This is a genomic window from Paenibacillus sp. FSL R7-0340, from assembly GCF_038002205.1.
Classification (GTDB): domain Bacteria; phylum Bacillota; class Bacilli; order Paenibacillales; family Paenibacillaceae; genus Paenibacillus; species Paenibacillus polymyxa_B.
The window spans coordinates 421,948-436,831 of the sequence record NZ_JBBOBY010000001.1 but is presented as its reverse complement, the minus strand read 5'-3'; the positions used below and the strand labels follow the sequence as shown (position 1 = coordinate 436,831).

Sequence of the window (14,884 nt, the reverse complement as noted above, 5' to 3'; positions counted from 1 at the left end):
ACAAACAGCTAGATATGATAATCCTGTAAAGTTAACGATAACCTAATAATTCATTTTCCGAAGGAGGCTTTGTCTCTTGGAAACATTACTGGACGAAATTAGACAGGAATGGAAGGAGCACATACTCCCATTCTGGCTTGGACTGAAGGATGAGACACACGGTGGGTTTTACGGCGAGGTGGACGTGGATCTGCACACTCATAACCAAGCCGACAAAGGCGGGATTGCCACTGCACGGCTACTCTGGTCATTCTCGGCGGCTGCCCGTGCAACAAGGGAAAATACCTATGCAGAAGCCGCACGACATGCATTCACATTCCTGCGGAATCACCTGCTTGATCCATTACATGGAGGAATGTACTGGATGGTGGACTACACCGGGCAACCCGTGGACACGTGCAAGCATGTATACGCGCAGGCATTTGCGATCTATGCGATAGCAGAGTATGCACGTGCCACAGACGACCCGAATGCATTACCACTAGCTATGGAGCTGTTCCATCTGCTGGAGCAAAAAGGATATGATCGCACCCGACAGGCATACGGCGAACAATATGACCGCTTGTGGAACACGCAGCCTAATGAGCTACTCAGCGAAAATGGGGTTACCGCGCATATCACCATGAATACGCATATTCATGTTTTGGAGGCGTATACCCAATTGCTGCGCGTCTGGCCAAATGAAGAGGTTCGAAATGCGCTGACGAACGTACTGGATATTTTATATCATCGTGTTTACGATGCTTCTGCCCGACGATTGGGGGTATTCTTCGACCGTGAATGGCGCTCTCTGCTTGACCTGACCTCATATGGTCACGACATCGAAGCCAGCTGGTTGATTGAGGACGCTATGAGTGTGCTGGGTTATTACCCGTCAGAATACGTGGATATGGTGATGGATATTGCCAATGCGGTAGCAGAGCGCGCTGTTCAGCCAGACGGATCGCTCATCAATGAGCGGGAAGGAGAGCGAGTAGACACCTCACGTATCTGGTGGGTACAGGCCGAGGGGATGGTTGGTTTTTACAATGCGTTTCAACGTACAAAAGACGAACGTTTTTTGCAAATTGTGAAAAATCTATGGTCCTATACCCGGCAATATATCATCGATCCGCGCCCCGGAGGCGAATGGTTCTGGTCAGTTCAAGCGGATGGTAAGCCTGATGCGAGAGAGATTGCAGGACCCTGGAAGTGCCCTTATCACAACAGCCGATTTTGCATAGAAATGCTAGAAAGGATGGAAAACCAATGATCCATAGCAAATACAATGAGCTGCGGTTGCAGCAAGAGGAACTGATTACACGCCCCAATGAGGTTAAAACTACCTTTTATAATGGTATCTACGAACGCTACCTCTATCCAGTGCTCACACGCCATCATGTTCCACTTCACTGGCGGTTTGATCTGGATGCGCAAACTAATCCCTTTTTCATGGAGCGGCTGGGTGTAAATGCGGCATTGAATCCAGGGGCAATCTATCATGAAGGAAAATACATTCTTGTTTCGCGTACCGAGGGACTGGATCGAAAATCATTTTTCGCTTTAGCAGAGAGCGATAACGGCATTGATCAATTTCGATTCATTGACGCCCCCCTAGTATGGGAGGATATCGACCCAGAAGAAACAAATATGTACGATATGCGGCTGGTGAAGCATGAGGACGGCTGGATTTACGGTATTTATTGCTCAGAGAAAAAAGACCCTGACGCACCACCTCACGATACCTCCAGTGCTGTCGCTCAGGCCGGACTGGTCCGTACTCGTGATCTTCGTACATGGACCCGGCTTCCCAACATCACTACCCAATCCCCACAGCAGCGCAACGTTGTCCTGCACCCTGAATTTGTGGACGGTCAATATGCCTTCTATACTCGTCCCCAGGACGGGTTTATTTCCACCGGTTCAGGCGGAGGCATCGCCTTCGGCCTGTGCAAAGATATTACACAACCCGTGATTGAACACGAAACCGTCATTGATGAGCGCTGTTATCATACGGTGTACGAAGCCAAGAATGGTCAGGGCCCTGCCCCGATCAAAACCAGTCGCGGCTGGATTCATATCGCTCACGGGGTACGCAATACGGCCGCTGGGCTGCGGTATGTGCTGTATACCTTTGCCACCAGTCTGGAAGACCCTACGCGCGTCATCGCTAAGCCCGGCGGGCACTTTCTGGCTCCTTATGATGAGGAACGCGTGGGCGACGTTTCGAATGTTATTTTTTGCAATGGGGCAGTCGTTAACGAACAAGATGAAGTCTTTATTTACTACGCATCCAGTGATACCCGTATCCACGTAGCGACGACCACCATCGCTCGACTGGAGGACTACACCTTCAATACACCATCCGACCCGTTGCGCTCTCTCAGCAGCGCCGCTGTTCGTCGTGAACTAATTCATCACAATGAAGCGCTATTGCAAGCACACTCCCGTCCTTCCCAGCGGACATAAGCCGCAGGCTTTATCCTGCTTGCGGAACCATGTATACTATCCATAGAACAACTGTTACCCGCAGGCTAACAGTTGTCTATGGGCAGCCATGCTGCCAGTCTTTGTATCTTTACAGGACAGCAACCCTGCTAAGTCTTTTGGATTTTTACAGGCGGCTAAGCTACTGATATATTCCCCAGCATTTTGCATCCATTCTCTGGATTAGGCAAAATGCTTATCTTTTTAAAATTGGAAGGCGGAACAGGAATGAAGAGCAACGTAACGATGCGGGATATTGCAGATAAGCTGGGAGTAAGCAGCGTGACCGTGTCGAAGGCGCTCAATGACAAGGATGGGGTTAGCGAGGAGCTAAAAGAGCGTATTAAGACGCTCGCAGGAGAAATGGGTTATCGTTTCAATACCGTTGCCAAGTCCATGAAGGAGGGCCTCACCTATAACATTGGTGTTGTCATCCCTGAACGTTTTACCGGCCCTGGCCAATCGTTTTATCTGCACATCTACCAGCAAATTTCACGGGCACTGGAGCCATACGGCTACTACGGTATCCTTCACATCCTCCATCGCGAAGACGAAGAACAGCTTAATCTGCCACGTATCTATTACGACCGCAAGGTGGACGGCTTCATTCTCCTGGGCCAAGTGAGCAAGCCATATATTGAGCTTGTACAAACCATGGACCTACCCAAAATGTTTCTCGATTTTTATGATGAGCATGCCGATATCGACTCCGTGGTGACGGATAATTTTTACGGAGCCTACGAGCTGACCAACTATTTGATCGCCCAGGGACACCGGGATATTGCATATGTGGGTAATATCTATTCCACCAGTAGTATTCAGGATCGTTTCCTCGGCTACTATAAATCCTTGCTGGAGCACAGGTTGCCCCTCCGTAACGAGTGGGTGCTCAGTGACCGGGACGACGAAGGTACTTATGTTGAAATGGAGCTTCCTCAGCCGCTACCAACTGCCTTTGTATGTAACTGCGATCAGGTCGCTCACAATCTGGTGCATAAGCTCATTGGTCTGGGATACCGCGTACCTGAAGACTGCTCTGTGGTCGGCTTTGACAACGATGTATACGCCACTCTTATTGTTCCGCAACTGACCACGGTCGGAGTAGACATCGAGCAGATGGCACGTACCGCGATTGATTCGATGATGAAAAAAATAAGCCATCCCGGTAGCCGCTTTGGTCGAGTCCTGGTGCAGGGACATATTGTATATCGTGATTCCGTGCAGCCCATCCAGAGACCATGATCAATGCATACCTTACTTGGGGACAGGTCACCCCTACTCTAATTTCCACAACCAAAAGCCGCTCAGCATGTCGCTGGAGCGGCTTTTGACGTTCATAAATTCTGCAGTGTGATCATCGTACTCACATTCAATTGTAGATTTTGCAAAATCCTGGATTAGGAGCGCTGGGCGACAAAGGAATTGCCCGCCCGATTGAGAATCGGCAGCATCCGCATTTCTTGCCCCATCGAGGCTTGGCAAAGTGGACAAGCTGGCTCGTTCAAAAAGGTGAAATCCGTTCGCATCCAACCGTTGCAACCCTCGTTTGTACACGACCAAATAGCCGTATTTTCCTCTGGAATGATTTCCGGGGCCTGGCGTCTGTACATCTATATCCCCCCTCGGTTTTTATAGGGTAATATCCCCTGTCGGCTTACTGTTAATTTCCACCTGTCCGGGTATTAATATGCTCTAACGTCCAAAAAATATGCGCAATTTACCAAAATGTTTATTTACGGATAGCCTTGGTCCAGAAGCCGCCATGAAATTGCTTCGGCTCTACCGTAATGACAAAAGCCTTAGGATCCAGCTCCAGAATGGACTGATACAGCTTATTCTGGTTTTTCCGTTTAGCCAAAATTTCCATCACCAGGCGCTCTCCATCACGTCCACTGCCCAGCCAGGCTGTAACACCGTATCCTTTGTCCCGCAGCGCATTGGCAATTCCTCCATTGATCTCATTACTGATCACCTTAACGGTGACATAACCAAGCGCTATTTTTTCCTCAATCCATGCTCCAATAAGAATGCCCAATGCATAGCCAATGGCGTATACTGCAAGACTTGCCACTTGATCCAGGTACTTAAGCACAACATTCAAGCCCAACACATAGACCGTAACTTCCACGGTGCTAATGAGCGCAGCAATGTACTTCTGTCCTTTCAGCGTCAGAATCATGCGCAGTGTATACGCCGATACGTAAATAATTTGAATAACAAGAATAAACAATAAAATTTTGAGCATGCGCTCACTCCCCACTTCACGTTCTGATTTAACCCGTATCCAACATTATACCCCCGTCTGTGATATACAGCCTCTGGTTTCGTATTACCCTCGCTCGGGTAATGACTAACTACAGCATGCTGAATGAAAATTCGATCACATAAGGAGGGCTACAACATGAAGGATAACGGAACTAGCGATAAAATCAAAGGTAATGTGAACAAAGCCAAAGGTGAAATCAAGGACCAAATCGGGAACGCTACCGATAATAAGTCCCTTCAAGCCGAAGGTAAACTGGATAAGGCCAAAGGCCATATTCAGGAAACAGCAGGCAAACTGAAGGACGGCAAATAATTCTGAATGGATAACCTCGACGCACTGTTTTACCAACAAGTCACGCTGTCTTGTGCAGCGGGCTTGTTTTGTGTTGTTCGGATACTTTTGGAAAAACTTTTGCGCAAACAGGGCAACTTTTACGGTTGCTGTTGCGTCTAACCAATATAAGCACAACCCATAATGACTCTCCAAGCTGTTGGATTTTGTAGGCATTAATGTTACTCTAGTCTATGAACCAGGCTATAATTCTTAAATAAAGGGGTAGACCAACGAATGAAATCACTGAAATCTATCAAAAAACCTGTCATCATCACTGCCGTATCCGCCTTGGCCATATCCGGGGCTCTTTTCAGCCAATCCACATATGCCGCACAAGTGACTAAGCCGATCCAAGCAGTATATAACAATATCAAAATCATCTACAACGGAACCGAGGTTCCTTATGATGCCAAAACAGAACCGTTCCTGCTGGATGGCGTAACGTATATCCCACTGAAGCTGGCAGGTACAGCTTTGGATAAAAAGGTAACATGGGATGGTACAAACAAACGCGTAGTCATTGCCGACAACGGCGTTCCGATTGATCAGTCTACAGTTACGGCGTTGAACAACCAGATTACGACGCTGACTCAAGAGCTCAACACAGCGAAAGCAGCGAACACGACGAAGGACGCTACCATTGCTCAATTGCAAAAAGACAACCAGACGCTAAAAGATGAAGCAAGCAAAAATAGCTCTAGCTCCTTGAAGGATCTTCAAAAGAAGCTGAACGATGATCACAGGGATGACTACAATACCAACTCGGATATCACTCTGGATGGTAACAAAAACGATATTACGGTGACCATCGAAATGACAAAATCCAGATGGACTGAGCTATCTGACAGCAGAAAGGAAAGCTTCCTGGAGGACATCGTGGAAGATATTTTGAAAGAGTATAAAGATGCCGATGTAGAGGGTACGGTTAAAAACTCTAGTAATAGAGATAAATTAGCAACCTTTACAACCAATAGCAGAGGCGATGTTACTTTGAAGGATGTAGCTTCTTCCTTGGATGCAAGTACGATTCAACGCGATTTGGTTAATAGATATGGCAATTACGCTGGCGTTGGCTTTGATTTCACAGTAAGAGGCGACAGCAGTGAAGCTAGCGTGGATGTATATGTAAAGACTGACGCTTGGAACAATACACTTACTAATGCGCAAAGAAACTCTCTTATAGAGAATGTTCTTTATGAGCTTAAAAACAGAAACTCGGTATCTCGAGTAGTGGGTAAAATTAAGTCTAGCGAAAACAGCAACACGATAACTTCGTTCTAAATCGCACTTTTTTCAAAAAAAGCGACAAAGGCTACAAAGCCTTTGTCGCTTTTTTATGATGTACAAGAAACATACATTCCACTACTTAATTAATCTGCCAACAGAAGTAATATATTTTATATAATCTTCATCCGCATTGGTCGTATCTATATTTCTCGTATAAACCAGATTACCAGGACTGGTTATTTTAACTTTGTAAAACATACTGGGTTTAGAATAAGGATTTACACTATAGGTCCCTTTGCTATAAACAATCATAGGATTAAAGTCAATTTGCTTGAAGGCGGGCGATAAGTCGCCCTCGTACATAGCATAAATATTCAATATGCCTTTCCTGCGATCCCAATCAAAGGAAGTAAGATCAAACGCATTCGCATCAATGACTTGGGCCAAGTCTTGTCCCTTAAACCTCATAAGAACTGGACTTTCCGTAAAGCTATCATGTCTTAGTTTCAATAAGCCACGTTTGGGATCCCACTCCATCTTCGCATCTGTATCCTTCAACAAAATGGATACCGGCAAAAACATCGCGTTGCTTTTCATGATGGGGACTGTGTCCATTGTCATCGGCTCACCGTTAACTGATATTTCGGGTGATCCAATCGTTGCCGCTACATTACGGTCCAACAGATCAACAGAAGCGGTTTTGTTCGCTGCATTATAAGTTACTTTGCCGCCCAGTATATCTTCAGCCACTTGGAGCGGTATAAGCAGTCTCCCCTTCTTATCCACAAAGGGTGATGCAGGGTAGGTGTATAGAACATAATGATCATTGACCTTCAGGTGTATGGGGGTTTGAGCTTGAGCTGATGCCAAATTCGAGTTTGCAGAAGCAAGACTTAGTACAAGCATAAGGCATATTAATAACCTGATTTTCATAATGCCCTCCTTGTTATTATTTAGGCTCAAAGCCAAAATTATGGTAGAGGAGTCCAGTTGAGTATGCTTAACATGGAAAAACATCTGCCAAACCACATTGTTGTAAGTCTCACCCAACAACAAAGGAAATGACAGATGCTATTCAGTATATTTTAGCTTGAGCCATTGTTTAACTAATTGTTCTTATCGGTTGTTGATCCACACACTTGGACCATAATGAGTAATATAATCGGCGGGCCAATCAATCGTACCGAACCACTGACTTCCATCCCAAAAAGAGTAATCCCGATAGTCATCCCATGGATAATAATAATCTGAATTGAATTTTGAGACTACCAATTCTGAAAACTCTCCATTGATAGAACTTCCATAGATATTGCTGCCATCAAAGTTTTTTTTCGCTATTGCCGTCACTCTCTTAACCGACATGGATGATAGGTCTGAAGAGTCAAAAGAGGTTTGCATAACGACGATGTCTCTGTATTTTGCTAACAGATAAGCGTTATAGGTACTATTATCAATATAAAATTTAACTGAATCATTTATGTCGTGATTTTTCCACGTCTCTAAAGAGTATTTGAAACCATTATTGTTCCTAATATACCCCTGCCATACTTCTCTGCCTGTTTGATAGGAAAATCCCCCCTCAATTCCCCGTCCATTCTTTGCATCAAAACCGTAATACATCCATGGCTGTTCGTTTGCTCCTAGGTACTTAGCCCTTGGCGTAATCACATTTGCATTAACCCCATCAAAACCATCATAATCCAATTGAACCCTTGAGAAAGTTCCCGTTGTCCCTCCACTCACTTGCGATGGAGTGGGATTATTTTTACTTGATATGGAAACATCATGATTGTTGCTTGGTTCACTCAAAGAGTTTGTTTTCATATAAGTAGCATCCGTTACACTATCTTCTTTTGATTCAACTTTATCCGCCATGCCTACATAACCCTTTTCTGAGCTGTATACTTCTCCATCGAGTGTAAGATATATGTATTCCGATTCGTTAAGCTTCTCCAGATTTTGTTTTAGATCACTATTATTCTTACTCTTTAGTGATGTGCTATCCGCTGTATTCAGTAGTTCAGCAATAGATGCTTTCGGGTTAACGGTGATCTTGTGTTCTTGAAGCTCATGGACTATGGCCCGCTGTTTGAGATTTTCAAAAAATGAAGCATCGTACGTACTAGATTTCGATTCCGCATAGGCAAGACTTCCCGAAAGTGAGGAGCACATGAGAATGGTTGCTAACCCCATGCCTAAAAACTTTTTTTTCCTAAACATACACAAACCTCCTAGTTATTTTTCGAGACTAGCATACTCCCGTAAATATATAACGTCAACCATAATTTATAAATTTTACCTAAAAAGAGAGTATAGTATTTTACATATCGTAGTGTATAGAAGGATCAACTACGTATCAAAAAAGAAAGTGTGGAGCAGTGGCGTCAAAGTCGCTTGGATGCTGAGACCCTCCTTATAGCCATATAATTCATAAATACATTAATAATACTCATAAATATAAAGGTATTTAGCAATGAAAGCAGAATATATCACTGTACTCCAATTCAGAAAGGGGCAAATGTGTATGATGAGAAGTTTTGTTAAACGTAAAGTCAGGAAAAGCATTGCAATAACACTAACATTATTATTAGCAATCGCAAGCGCACCATTAGGTGCAATAGACGCGGCGGCAACGGTGCCAGACCAAAACAAAAAGCAGGATGCGCCAACCTTCTCTAATGTATCGGTTCATGACCCTTCCATTGTCAAAGACGGTGACACTTATTATGTATTTGGGTCACATATCTCTGCGGCGAAGTCAAAAGATCTTACAAACTGGACTTCTTTTGCAAACGGTTACACCACGCCTGGAAACACACTTTACGGGGATTTATCGAAGAATCTGGCCGGATCTTTCGCTTGGGCGGGTGAGAATGATGCGGATAGTAAGGGAGGATTCTCGGTATGGGCGCCCGATGTATTTTGGAATGAGCATTATGTCAATGAGGATGGGACAAAAGGGGCATATATGATTTATTATAGTGCATCTTCCACCTACATTCGTTCCGCGATCGGCATTGCAGTTGCACCCAAAATCGAGGGTCCATATCAATATGTGGATACCATTATACACACTGGTTTTACGAAGGATACTGCTTTCGATAAAGATAGCAAGGTAGATAAAAAATGGACAAATACGCCGATTCAACAACTTATTAAGGAAGGCAAGCTTGAGGGGCCCAGACCAGGATGGTTTAATACCGATGGTTCTTATGCGAATCGGATGTTCCCAAATGCAATCGATGCAAGCGTTTTTTACGATGCAAACGGTCGCTTGTGGATGACGTATGGATCATGGTCCGGGGGAATATTTTTACTGGAGCTGGATAAAGCAACTGGCAAACCCATGTACCCAGGTAAAGATGGAACTACAGAAGACGGTCGGCTCATTGATCGTTATTTTGGCACCAAGATCGCAGGTGGATACGGTGAGTCAGGGGAAGGTCCGTATATTGAATACAACCAGGAGACGGGTTATTACTATTTGTATGTAACCTACGGTGGCCTTGCAGCGGACGGAGGGTATAACATGAGGTTATTCCGTTCCAAGAGTCCGACAGGACCTTATAAAGATGCCAAAGGACAGAATGCTGTTTTGCCAGCAAACACCAAAAATATAACTTATGGCAACAAGTTAATAGGTAATTTCTTGTTCGATAGTAAAATAGGTGACCCCGGTACAGGCACTGGCTACGGCTATGTTTCCCCTGGACACAATTCTGTATACACCGATCCTGCTACTGGACAAATGTTTGTCGTCTTTCATACCCGATTCCCTCATCAGGGGGAGACACATGAGCTGCGTGTACACCAAATGTTCATGAATCAGGAGGACTGGCCCGTCGTAGCTCCTTATCGTTACGGTGGCGAGACGCTTACAAAGCTAGATGAGAAACAATTCATTGGCGATTATCAATATATTAATCATGGCAGTGATTCTTCGGCTACGATCAAGAATACGCAATTCATTCAGCTTAAAGCAGATCATACCATTGAAGGCGATGTGCAAGGAACATGGCGCAAGTCGGGGGATTCGAATATCCAATTAACACTGGATGGTGCTGTATTGGATGGGGTGTTCTTAAGACAATGGGATCAGGTTACGAATCAATTCATCCTGGCGTTTACAGTTTTATCGAATAAAGGTGAGATGGCTTGGGGCAGCAAGCTCCCTGATATGACCGATACGACAGTAGTGGACAGTGTGTATCGTGAATTAGATCTTGGCGATACAAGTCGGGTGACGGCTAGCCTGAATCTTCCGAAGGAAGGCAGTCGGCAATCCCGGATTACCTGGAAAACTTCAGACCAAAGCGTCATTACGGATACAGGTGAAATCAAGCGTCCAGGAATCGGAGAAAAGGCTGCATCTGCCACTTTGACAGCTACCATTACCAAGGGAGAACGTAGTCGGGACAAAATTTTTAACATCACGGTATCCCCTTATGAGAAGGCAACATTGACTGCGTCATACACGTTTGAAAATAATCTGGAGGATCAGCAAGATGCTTTTGCTAATGGCGAAGTTATCGGTGACCGAATCGATCGCCAGGGAGGGAGTGTGTCCTACGCTGAAAGCGTAAGAGGCCAAGCTGTAGTCCTTGATGGAAAGTCGGGCATTGCTCTGCCTGAAGGACTCATATCCAGCTCAGCATATTCCGTGTCACTGTGGGTAAAACCAAGCGAATTGACTCTGCATACACCAACTTTCTTTGGAGCTATGGATAGTAATCACTGGATTAGCCTTTTGCCCAGAGGACCTGAGAAGGATAACACAATGGTCTGGTCCGGCAGCTCATCTTGGTATACTGGCAGTACCGGCCTAAAGATCAAAACAAATGAATGGACACATCTCGCCTTCACTGTAGATCGTGGAATGTTAGCCGTGTATGTGAATGGAAAGATTCAATTTACCGGCTCAGGATTTCCAGATGTCTTTACCTCTAAATCTGGATCATTCAGCTTAGGTGTCAACTGGTGGGACCCTGCGTTCAAAGGATCTATTGATGAGCTGAGTATATTTGAAGGTGCGCTCCCCCCTGCACAGGTGGCGGAGTTAGCGAAGATGAAAGTGAATTAAGACTAATGAATCGTGAGTATCGCTAGTGTCGAAAAGAAAAGCTACAAAAAAGAGAGCGCTGAATAGCGCTCTCTTCCAATGAACCATATAAAATGTAAGAAATATTAATAGGCCAATGCAAAAAGTCCTTTGATGTGGGACAAGTAACGGATGTTACTGCCTTCCTTCATCAAAGTGGCTACAGCGCCTTTCAGTTGGGTGCCATTCGCGCCTACAGTACCAATCGCGTCTGTTCTGCCCAAGCTGCCCAGTGTACCGGAGAATACTGGTGTAAAGCGTTCCATTTTCGCTCCGTTGAAATAAGCGAAGATGTTGTAACCAACTAATTCGCCCATTTGCCAAGCCAACTGTGCAGTTGGTGGGTATGGACGCTCGCCTTCACTCGGGAACACCACTGCACTGTCGCCAGCGAGGAAGATGTCTTCGTGAGAAGTCGATTGCAGCGCACCATTCACAGTTGCGCGACCACGGTTTACTTCAATACCAGATGCGCCAACCAGTGCATTACCTTGTACGCCGCCTGTCCAGATCAGTGTGTTCGTTTTGATCGAACGTCCGTCTTTCAAGAGAACTTCGTCAGCTTTCATTTCTGTAATCGGAACACCCGCTACGATTTGAACGCCACGTTTTTCAAGGCTTGTTACTGCACGATCAACCAGTGGTTGAGGGAAGCCTGCCAAAATAGATGGTCCAGCTTCTACGCAATACAAGTTGATATCTTCGTAGTTAATACCTTTTTCGCGACAAATTGCAGGCAATTTGTCAGCATATTCGCCCACCAGCTCAACGCCAGTCAGACCGCCACCACCGATAACGATTGTAGCGTCCGCTTGGTTACCGGATTGCTTGTAAGCATCCAGACGAGCTTCCACATGTGCGCGAATGCGATTTGCTTCTGCCACTGATTTCAGCGTGAAGCTATGCTCTTGCAGTCCTGGAATACCGAAGTAAGCCGTTTCACTGCCCAGGGAAATAACGAGAGCATCATAGCTCAACGTAGCGCCACTGGCCAAGGTTACTTTTTTATCGTCAGGCTTGATTTCGGAAACAGTATCCACTTTCAGGATAATTTCCTTGTTACGCAGCAGTTTTTCCAAAGGAAGCGCAACAGCTTTTTCAGCAATTGTACCTGCCGCCAAACGGTGCAGTTCCGTAATAATTTGGTGCGACGCAAAGCGGTTAACCACTGTAATGGTTGCTTGGCTAGCGTCCATATGCTGGCGTGCTGTAAGAGCGGCCAGCAATCCGCCGTATCCGCCGCCCAAGATCAAAATTTGCTTCGACATGTCCATCCTCCGTTCTTGATCAGGTAATTATTTGCTTTCGCGTTGGCGCTCATTCAGAATATCCAGGAAAGCCTGGCTGAAACGCAGCGTTTTTTGTACATTCGGATCTTTAAGCATTTTGAGCAGGCCAAACAGACCTACGCTGCCGTCCGTAGTTTGTACACGGTCATTTGCTTCAATTGCAGCAGAAGCCAATCCTTTAGCCGAATCTGTAACAGGCTTCACAAACTCTCCCATGGAGCTTTTCATATCTCCGATAAAGACAGGGTCAGTCGCCAGACTACGAGCTACATCATAAGCGTCGGTCATCAAAGTAACCATCTCAGTCAACTTGGGCAGATTTTCTACCAGCACGGTCAGCGATTGCTGAACCTCCGGTTTCATCAATTGGTCCAATACATCCCGAGACTCTTTGGTAGCTTCTTGTGTTACTGCCACCTCTTGTTGGTTTTCAGACATGCGTGAACGTCCTCCTTTACTGTGAAAATAGAAGTCCATTCCTTTCTCGTAACCTGTATCCATAAACTCTAGCAATAAAACGTGCATTGAATTCACGCCCTAAACATGCAAGAAGCACAGCTAAAACCGGCCTATACCCTAAAGGGCAAGACTGATTTATCGCAGATGCCAATTGTATATTGCTCAGACGGTATTCTGTTGTTACTGCTGCGGAATATCCCACGAAGCGCTCCTTCGTGACTACAACAGGCCGAAACGGAACCCTATACCTCTATATTACACCTTTCACAACACAATCGTCGAAGAAATTTTAAATTTGCACAAATTTCTGCAAAATTTTTATTGTTATTTTAGATAAAAATTAGAATAAGGTCGATTTTTGTCCAAGTTTCCCTTAAAAAAAGGGTCATTTTATGCTAGAGGAGGGTAATAGAGAGCGTACGTTTCAGTTCGATAATATGAAAATAACACAAAATATATTCATACGGAGGTTTAAAACGATGGCTAAAACATTTGGAGATATGGTTCAAGAAGCGAGACAGCACGTTCAGGGCATTGATTCACAGGAGGCACGTCAGCGAATGGAGGCAAATCCTGATACATTCGTTATCGATGTACAGGACTCCCATGATGCAGGCGCTTGCGGTCTGATTCGCGGAAGCGCCAATATTTCATTGGGCATGCTGCCCATCCGCGCTGACTTGGAGGTTCCACAGGATTTGCGTGACGAACGTCTACGTGACCGCAACCGCCCGATTATCACCACTTGTGGGGCAGGCGGACAAGCTGCATTGGCAGCTTATACACTCCAGCAGATGGGCTTTACCAATGTAGCTTTTATCGAAGGCGGAACAACAGCCTGGAAGGAATCCGGCTTTGAAGTAGAACTGTACTAAGGGACCTACGCTCCAAGAATCGCCCTACGTACGTAGGGTGTCTTCAGAAGTATCAGGATTATCAGGTGCTTCGAAATCATCAGGAGACGGCTGCGGCACACCAGATTCAATGAACTCATCTACATCGCGGGCAGCCTTAACTTGATTGCATTCATTGCAAGCACATACACAATTGACCGGCGTCGTGTGCCCCCCTTTTGCCCGAGGCAGTAAATGATCAATCGTGTCACCGTAGTCTCCGCAAAAAAAGCAAGTATAGCGGTCACGCTTAAGCACATATTGACGAAATTCCTTGTTGCTATACAGTCTGCGCACGGTGTATGGATTAACAATCACCGCCATACGCTCTCTGACCAGGGTCATGGCCAGATCAAGCTCAATCTCTTGATGCCAGCGTCTCCCCTGGTCGGTTTTGCCTCTTAGCCGAATCATGCCATTGCGATTGAGCCGCAATGCCCGGGTATCCGCAGGCTTCAGCCTGCTAAGCAGATGCCGAACCCGTTGCCGGTGGCGCTCACGCGCTTTATCCGTGACCAGCTTCCTGCGGGGGCGTTGTGCCTCCATAGGTAGTGGCGCCTCCAGGCTGTGCGCAGCCGTATTTGCTTCAAGGCTATGCTGCGTCACGGGAGCAGCCGAGGGGTTCGTTTCCTCGCCGGAAGGAGCGGACGTAGCCGCACGTTCTTGCGGGGCCGGGGCCAACCCTCGGCAGGAACGGCAAGGACCACGCCGTGAATAAGGACCAGCCCGGCGACCCGTTCTGCGCTGAAAGTCCGTTAAAGGTTTCATTTCCTGACAATACGTACATTTTTTAATCAGCGGTTTGCTCGCTTCATCCTTGTTCTGCTGCGGTTCTGTCACGTCCACCCCTCCT

Annotated in this window: 14 protein-coding genes; 7 read left to right on the top strand and 7 right to left on the bottom strand. The window is 45.9% G+C overall.

Going from position 1 to position 14,884, the window contains the following annotated elements; all coding sequences use genetic code 11:
- Positions 1 to 76: 76 nt before the first annotated feature.
- The 3 genes from MKX59_RS01915 (at position 77) to MKX59_RS01905 (ending at position 3,708) form a co-directional block, all read left to right on the top strand.
- Entirely contained in the window at positions 77 to 1,252 is a 1,176-nt protein-coding gene (locus MKX59_RS01915) for an AGE family epimerase/isomerase (protein WP_076264537.1), read from the top strand.
- Entirely contained in the window at positions 1,249 to 2,448 is a 1,200-nt protein-coding gene (locus MKX59_RS01910) for a glycoside hydrolase family 130 protein (RefSeq protein ID WP_028540814.1), read from the top strand. Before MKX59_RS01915 ends, MKX59_RS01910 begins: the two co-directional genes overlap by 4 nt.
- A gap of 246 nt (positions 2,449 to 2,694) precedes the next feature.
- Positions 2,695 to 3,708 carry a substrate-binding domain-containing protein gene (locus MKX59_RS01905; protein ID WP_023990888.1) on the top strand — a complete coding sequence of 338 codons (1,014 nt, stop codon included), beginning with the start codon at positions 2,695 to 2,697 and terminating at the stop codon, positions 3,706 to 3,708.
- Positions 3,709 to 3,863: 155 nt separating this feature from the next.
- On the opposite strand, the gene MKX59_RS01900 is transcribed toward MKX59_RS01905, so the two are convergent.
- Positions 3,864 to 4,076, bottom strand: coding sequence for a cold-shock protein (locus MKX59_RS01900; RefSeq protein WP_023990889.1), 213 nt, complete (start codon positions 4,074 to 4,076; stop codon positions 3,864 to 3,866).
- A gap of 119 nt (positions 4,077 to 4,195) precedes the next feature.
- Complete coding sequence (locus MKX59_RS01895; RefSeq protein WP_023990890.1) at positions 4,196 to 4,711, bottom strand: DUF2179 domain-containing protein; 516 nt, start codon at positions 4,709 to 4,711, stop codon at positions 4,196 to 4,198.
- Between the two features lie 156 nt (positions 4,712 to 4,867).
- On the opposite strand from MKX59_RS01895, the gene MKX59_RS01890 reads away from it, so the two are divergent.
- Positions 4,868 to 5,044, top strand: coding sequence for a CsbD family protein (locus MKX59_RS01890; protein ID WP_340857471.1), 177 nt, complete (start codon positions 4,868 to 4,870; stop codon positions 5,042 to 5,044).
- Positions 5,045 to 5,299: 255 nt separating this feature from the next.
- The gene (locus tag MKX59_RS01885; protein ID WP_068939079.1) at positions 5,300 to 6,346 is read left to right on the top strand and encodes a stalk domain-containing protein; all 1,047 of its coding nucleotides are present in this window, start codon (positions 5,300 to 5,302) and stop codon (positions 6,344 to 6,346) included.
- 81 nt (positions 6,347 to 6,427) lie between these two features.
- Here MKX59_RS01885 and MKX59_RS01880 read toward each other — a convergent pair whose 3' ends face one another.
- A complete protein-coding gene (locus tag MKX59_RS01880; RefSeq protein ID WP_068939081.1) occupies positions 6,428 to 7,225 on the bottom strand; it encodes a copper amine oxidase N-terminal domain-containing protein in 798 nt (265 codons plus the stop codon).
- A gap of 183 nt (positions 7,226 to 7,408) precedes the next feature.
- Positions 7,409 to 8,512 (bottom strand): hypothetical protein, encoded by a 1,104-nt coding sequence (locus tag MKX59_RS01875; protein ID WP_075154909.1) that lies wholly within the window; start codon positions 8,510 to 8,512, stop codon positions 7,409 to 7,411.
- 304 nt (positions 8,513 to 8,816) lie between these two features.
- On the opposite strand from MKX59_RS01875, the gene MKX59_RS01870 reads away from it, so the two are divergent.
- Positions 8,817 to 11,372, top strand: coding sequence for a LamG-like jellyroll fold domain-containing protein (locus MKX59_RS01870; RefSeq protein WP_340857469.1), 2,556 nt, complete (start codon positions 8,817 to 8,819; stop codon positions 11,370 to 11,372).
- A gap of 104 nt (positions 11,373 to 11,476) precedes the next feature.
- Here MKX59_RS01870 and MKX59_RS01865 read toward each other — a convergent pair whose 3' ends face one another.
- Complete coding sequence (locus MKX59_RS01865) at positions 11,477 to 12,658, bottom strand: NAD(P)/FAD-dependent oxidoreductase (protein ID WP_023990895.1); 1,182 nt, start codon at positions 12,656 to 12,658, stop codon at positions 11,477 to 11,479.
- 27 nt (positions 12,659 to 12,685) lie between these two features.
- Positions 12,686 to 13,117: a DUF1641 domain-containing protein gene (locus tag MKX59_RS01860; protein ID WP_013312528.1), complete on the bottom strand. Its 432-nt coding sequence runs from the start codon at positions 13,115 to 13,117 to the stop codon at positions 12,686 to 12,688.
- A gap of 500 nt (positions 13,118 to 13,617) precedes the next feature.
- On the opposite strand from MKX59_RS01860, the gene MKX59_RS01855 reads away from it, so the two are divergent.
- Entirely contained in the window at positions 13,618 to 14,013 is a 396-nt protein-coding gene (locus MKX59_RS01855) for a rhodanese-like domain-containing protein (RefSeq protein WP_023990896.1), read from the top strand.
- A 24-nt stretch (positions 14,014 to 14,037) separates the two neighbouring features.
- Here MKX59_RS01855 and MKX59_RS01850 read toward each other — a convergent pair whose 3' ends face one another.
- On the bottom strand, positions 14,038 to 14,871 hold the full coding sequence (locus MKX59_RS01850) for an HNH endonuclease (protein WP_068939086.1): 834 nt from the start codon (positions 14,869 to 14,871) through the stop codon (positions 14,038 to 14,040).
- Between the last annotated feature and the right edge of the window lie 13 nt (positions 14,872 to 14,884).

Bases quoted from the DNA above. Each gene is read 5' to 3' on its own strand.
- MKX59_RS01885 (WP_068939079.1), top strand. From the start codon at position 5,300: ATGAAATCACTGAAATCTATCAAAAAACCTGTCATCATCACTGCCGTA.
- MKX59_RS01890 (WP_340857471.1), top strand. From the start codon at position 4,868: ATGAAGGATAACGGAACTAGCGATAAAATCAAAGGTAATGTGAACAAA.
- MKX59_RS01855 (WP_023990896.1), top strand. From the start codon at position 13,618: ATGGCTAAAACATTTGGAGATATGGTTCAAGAAGCGAGACAGCACGTT.
- MKX59_RS01910 (WP_028540814.1), top strand. From the start codon at position 1,249: ATGATCCATAGCAAATACAATGAGCTGCGGTTGCAGCAAGAGGAACTG.
- MKX59_RS01900 (WP_023990889.1), bottom strand. From the start codon at position 4,076: ATGTACAGACGCCAGGCCCCGGAAATCATTCCAGAGGAAAATACGGCT.
- MKX59_RS01880 (WP_068939081.1), bottom strand. From the start codon at position 7,225: ATGAAAATCAGGTTATTAATATGCCTTATGCTTGTACTAAGTCTTGCT.
- MKX59_RS01865 (WP_023990895.1), bottom strand. From the start codon at position 12,658: ATGTCGAAGCAAATTTTGATCTTGGGCGGCGGATACGGCGGATTGCTG.
- MKX59_RS01870 (WP_340857469.1), top strand. From the start codon at position 8,817: ATGATGAGAAGTTTTGTTAAACGTAAAGTCAGGAAAAGCATTGCAATA.
- MKX59_RS01875 (WP_075154909.1), bottom strand. From the start codon at position 8,512: ATGTTTAGGAAAAAAAAGTTTTTAGGCATGGGGTTAGCAACCATTCTC.
- MKX59_RS01905 (WP_023990888.1), top strand. From the start codon at position 2,695: ATGAAGAGCAACGTAACGATGCGGGATATTGCAGATAAGCTGGGAGTA.
- MKX59_RS01895 (WP_023990890.1), bottom strand. From the start codon at position 4,711: ATGCTCAAAATTTTATTGTTTATTCTTGTTATTCAAATTATTTACGTA.
- MKX59_RS01860 (WP_013312528.1), bottom strand. From the start codon at position 13,117: ATGTCTGAAAACCAACAAGAGGTGGCAGTAACACAAGAAGCTACCAAA.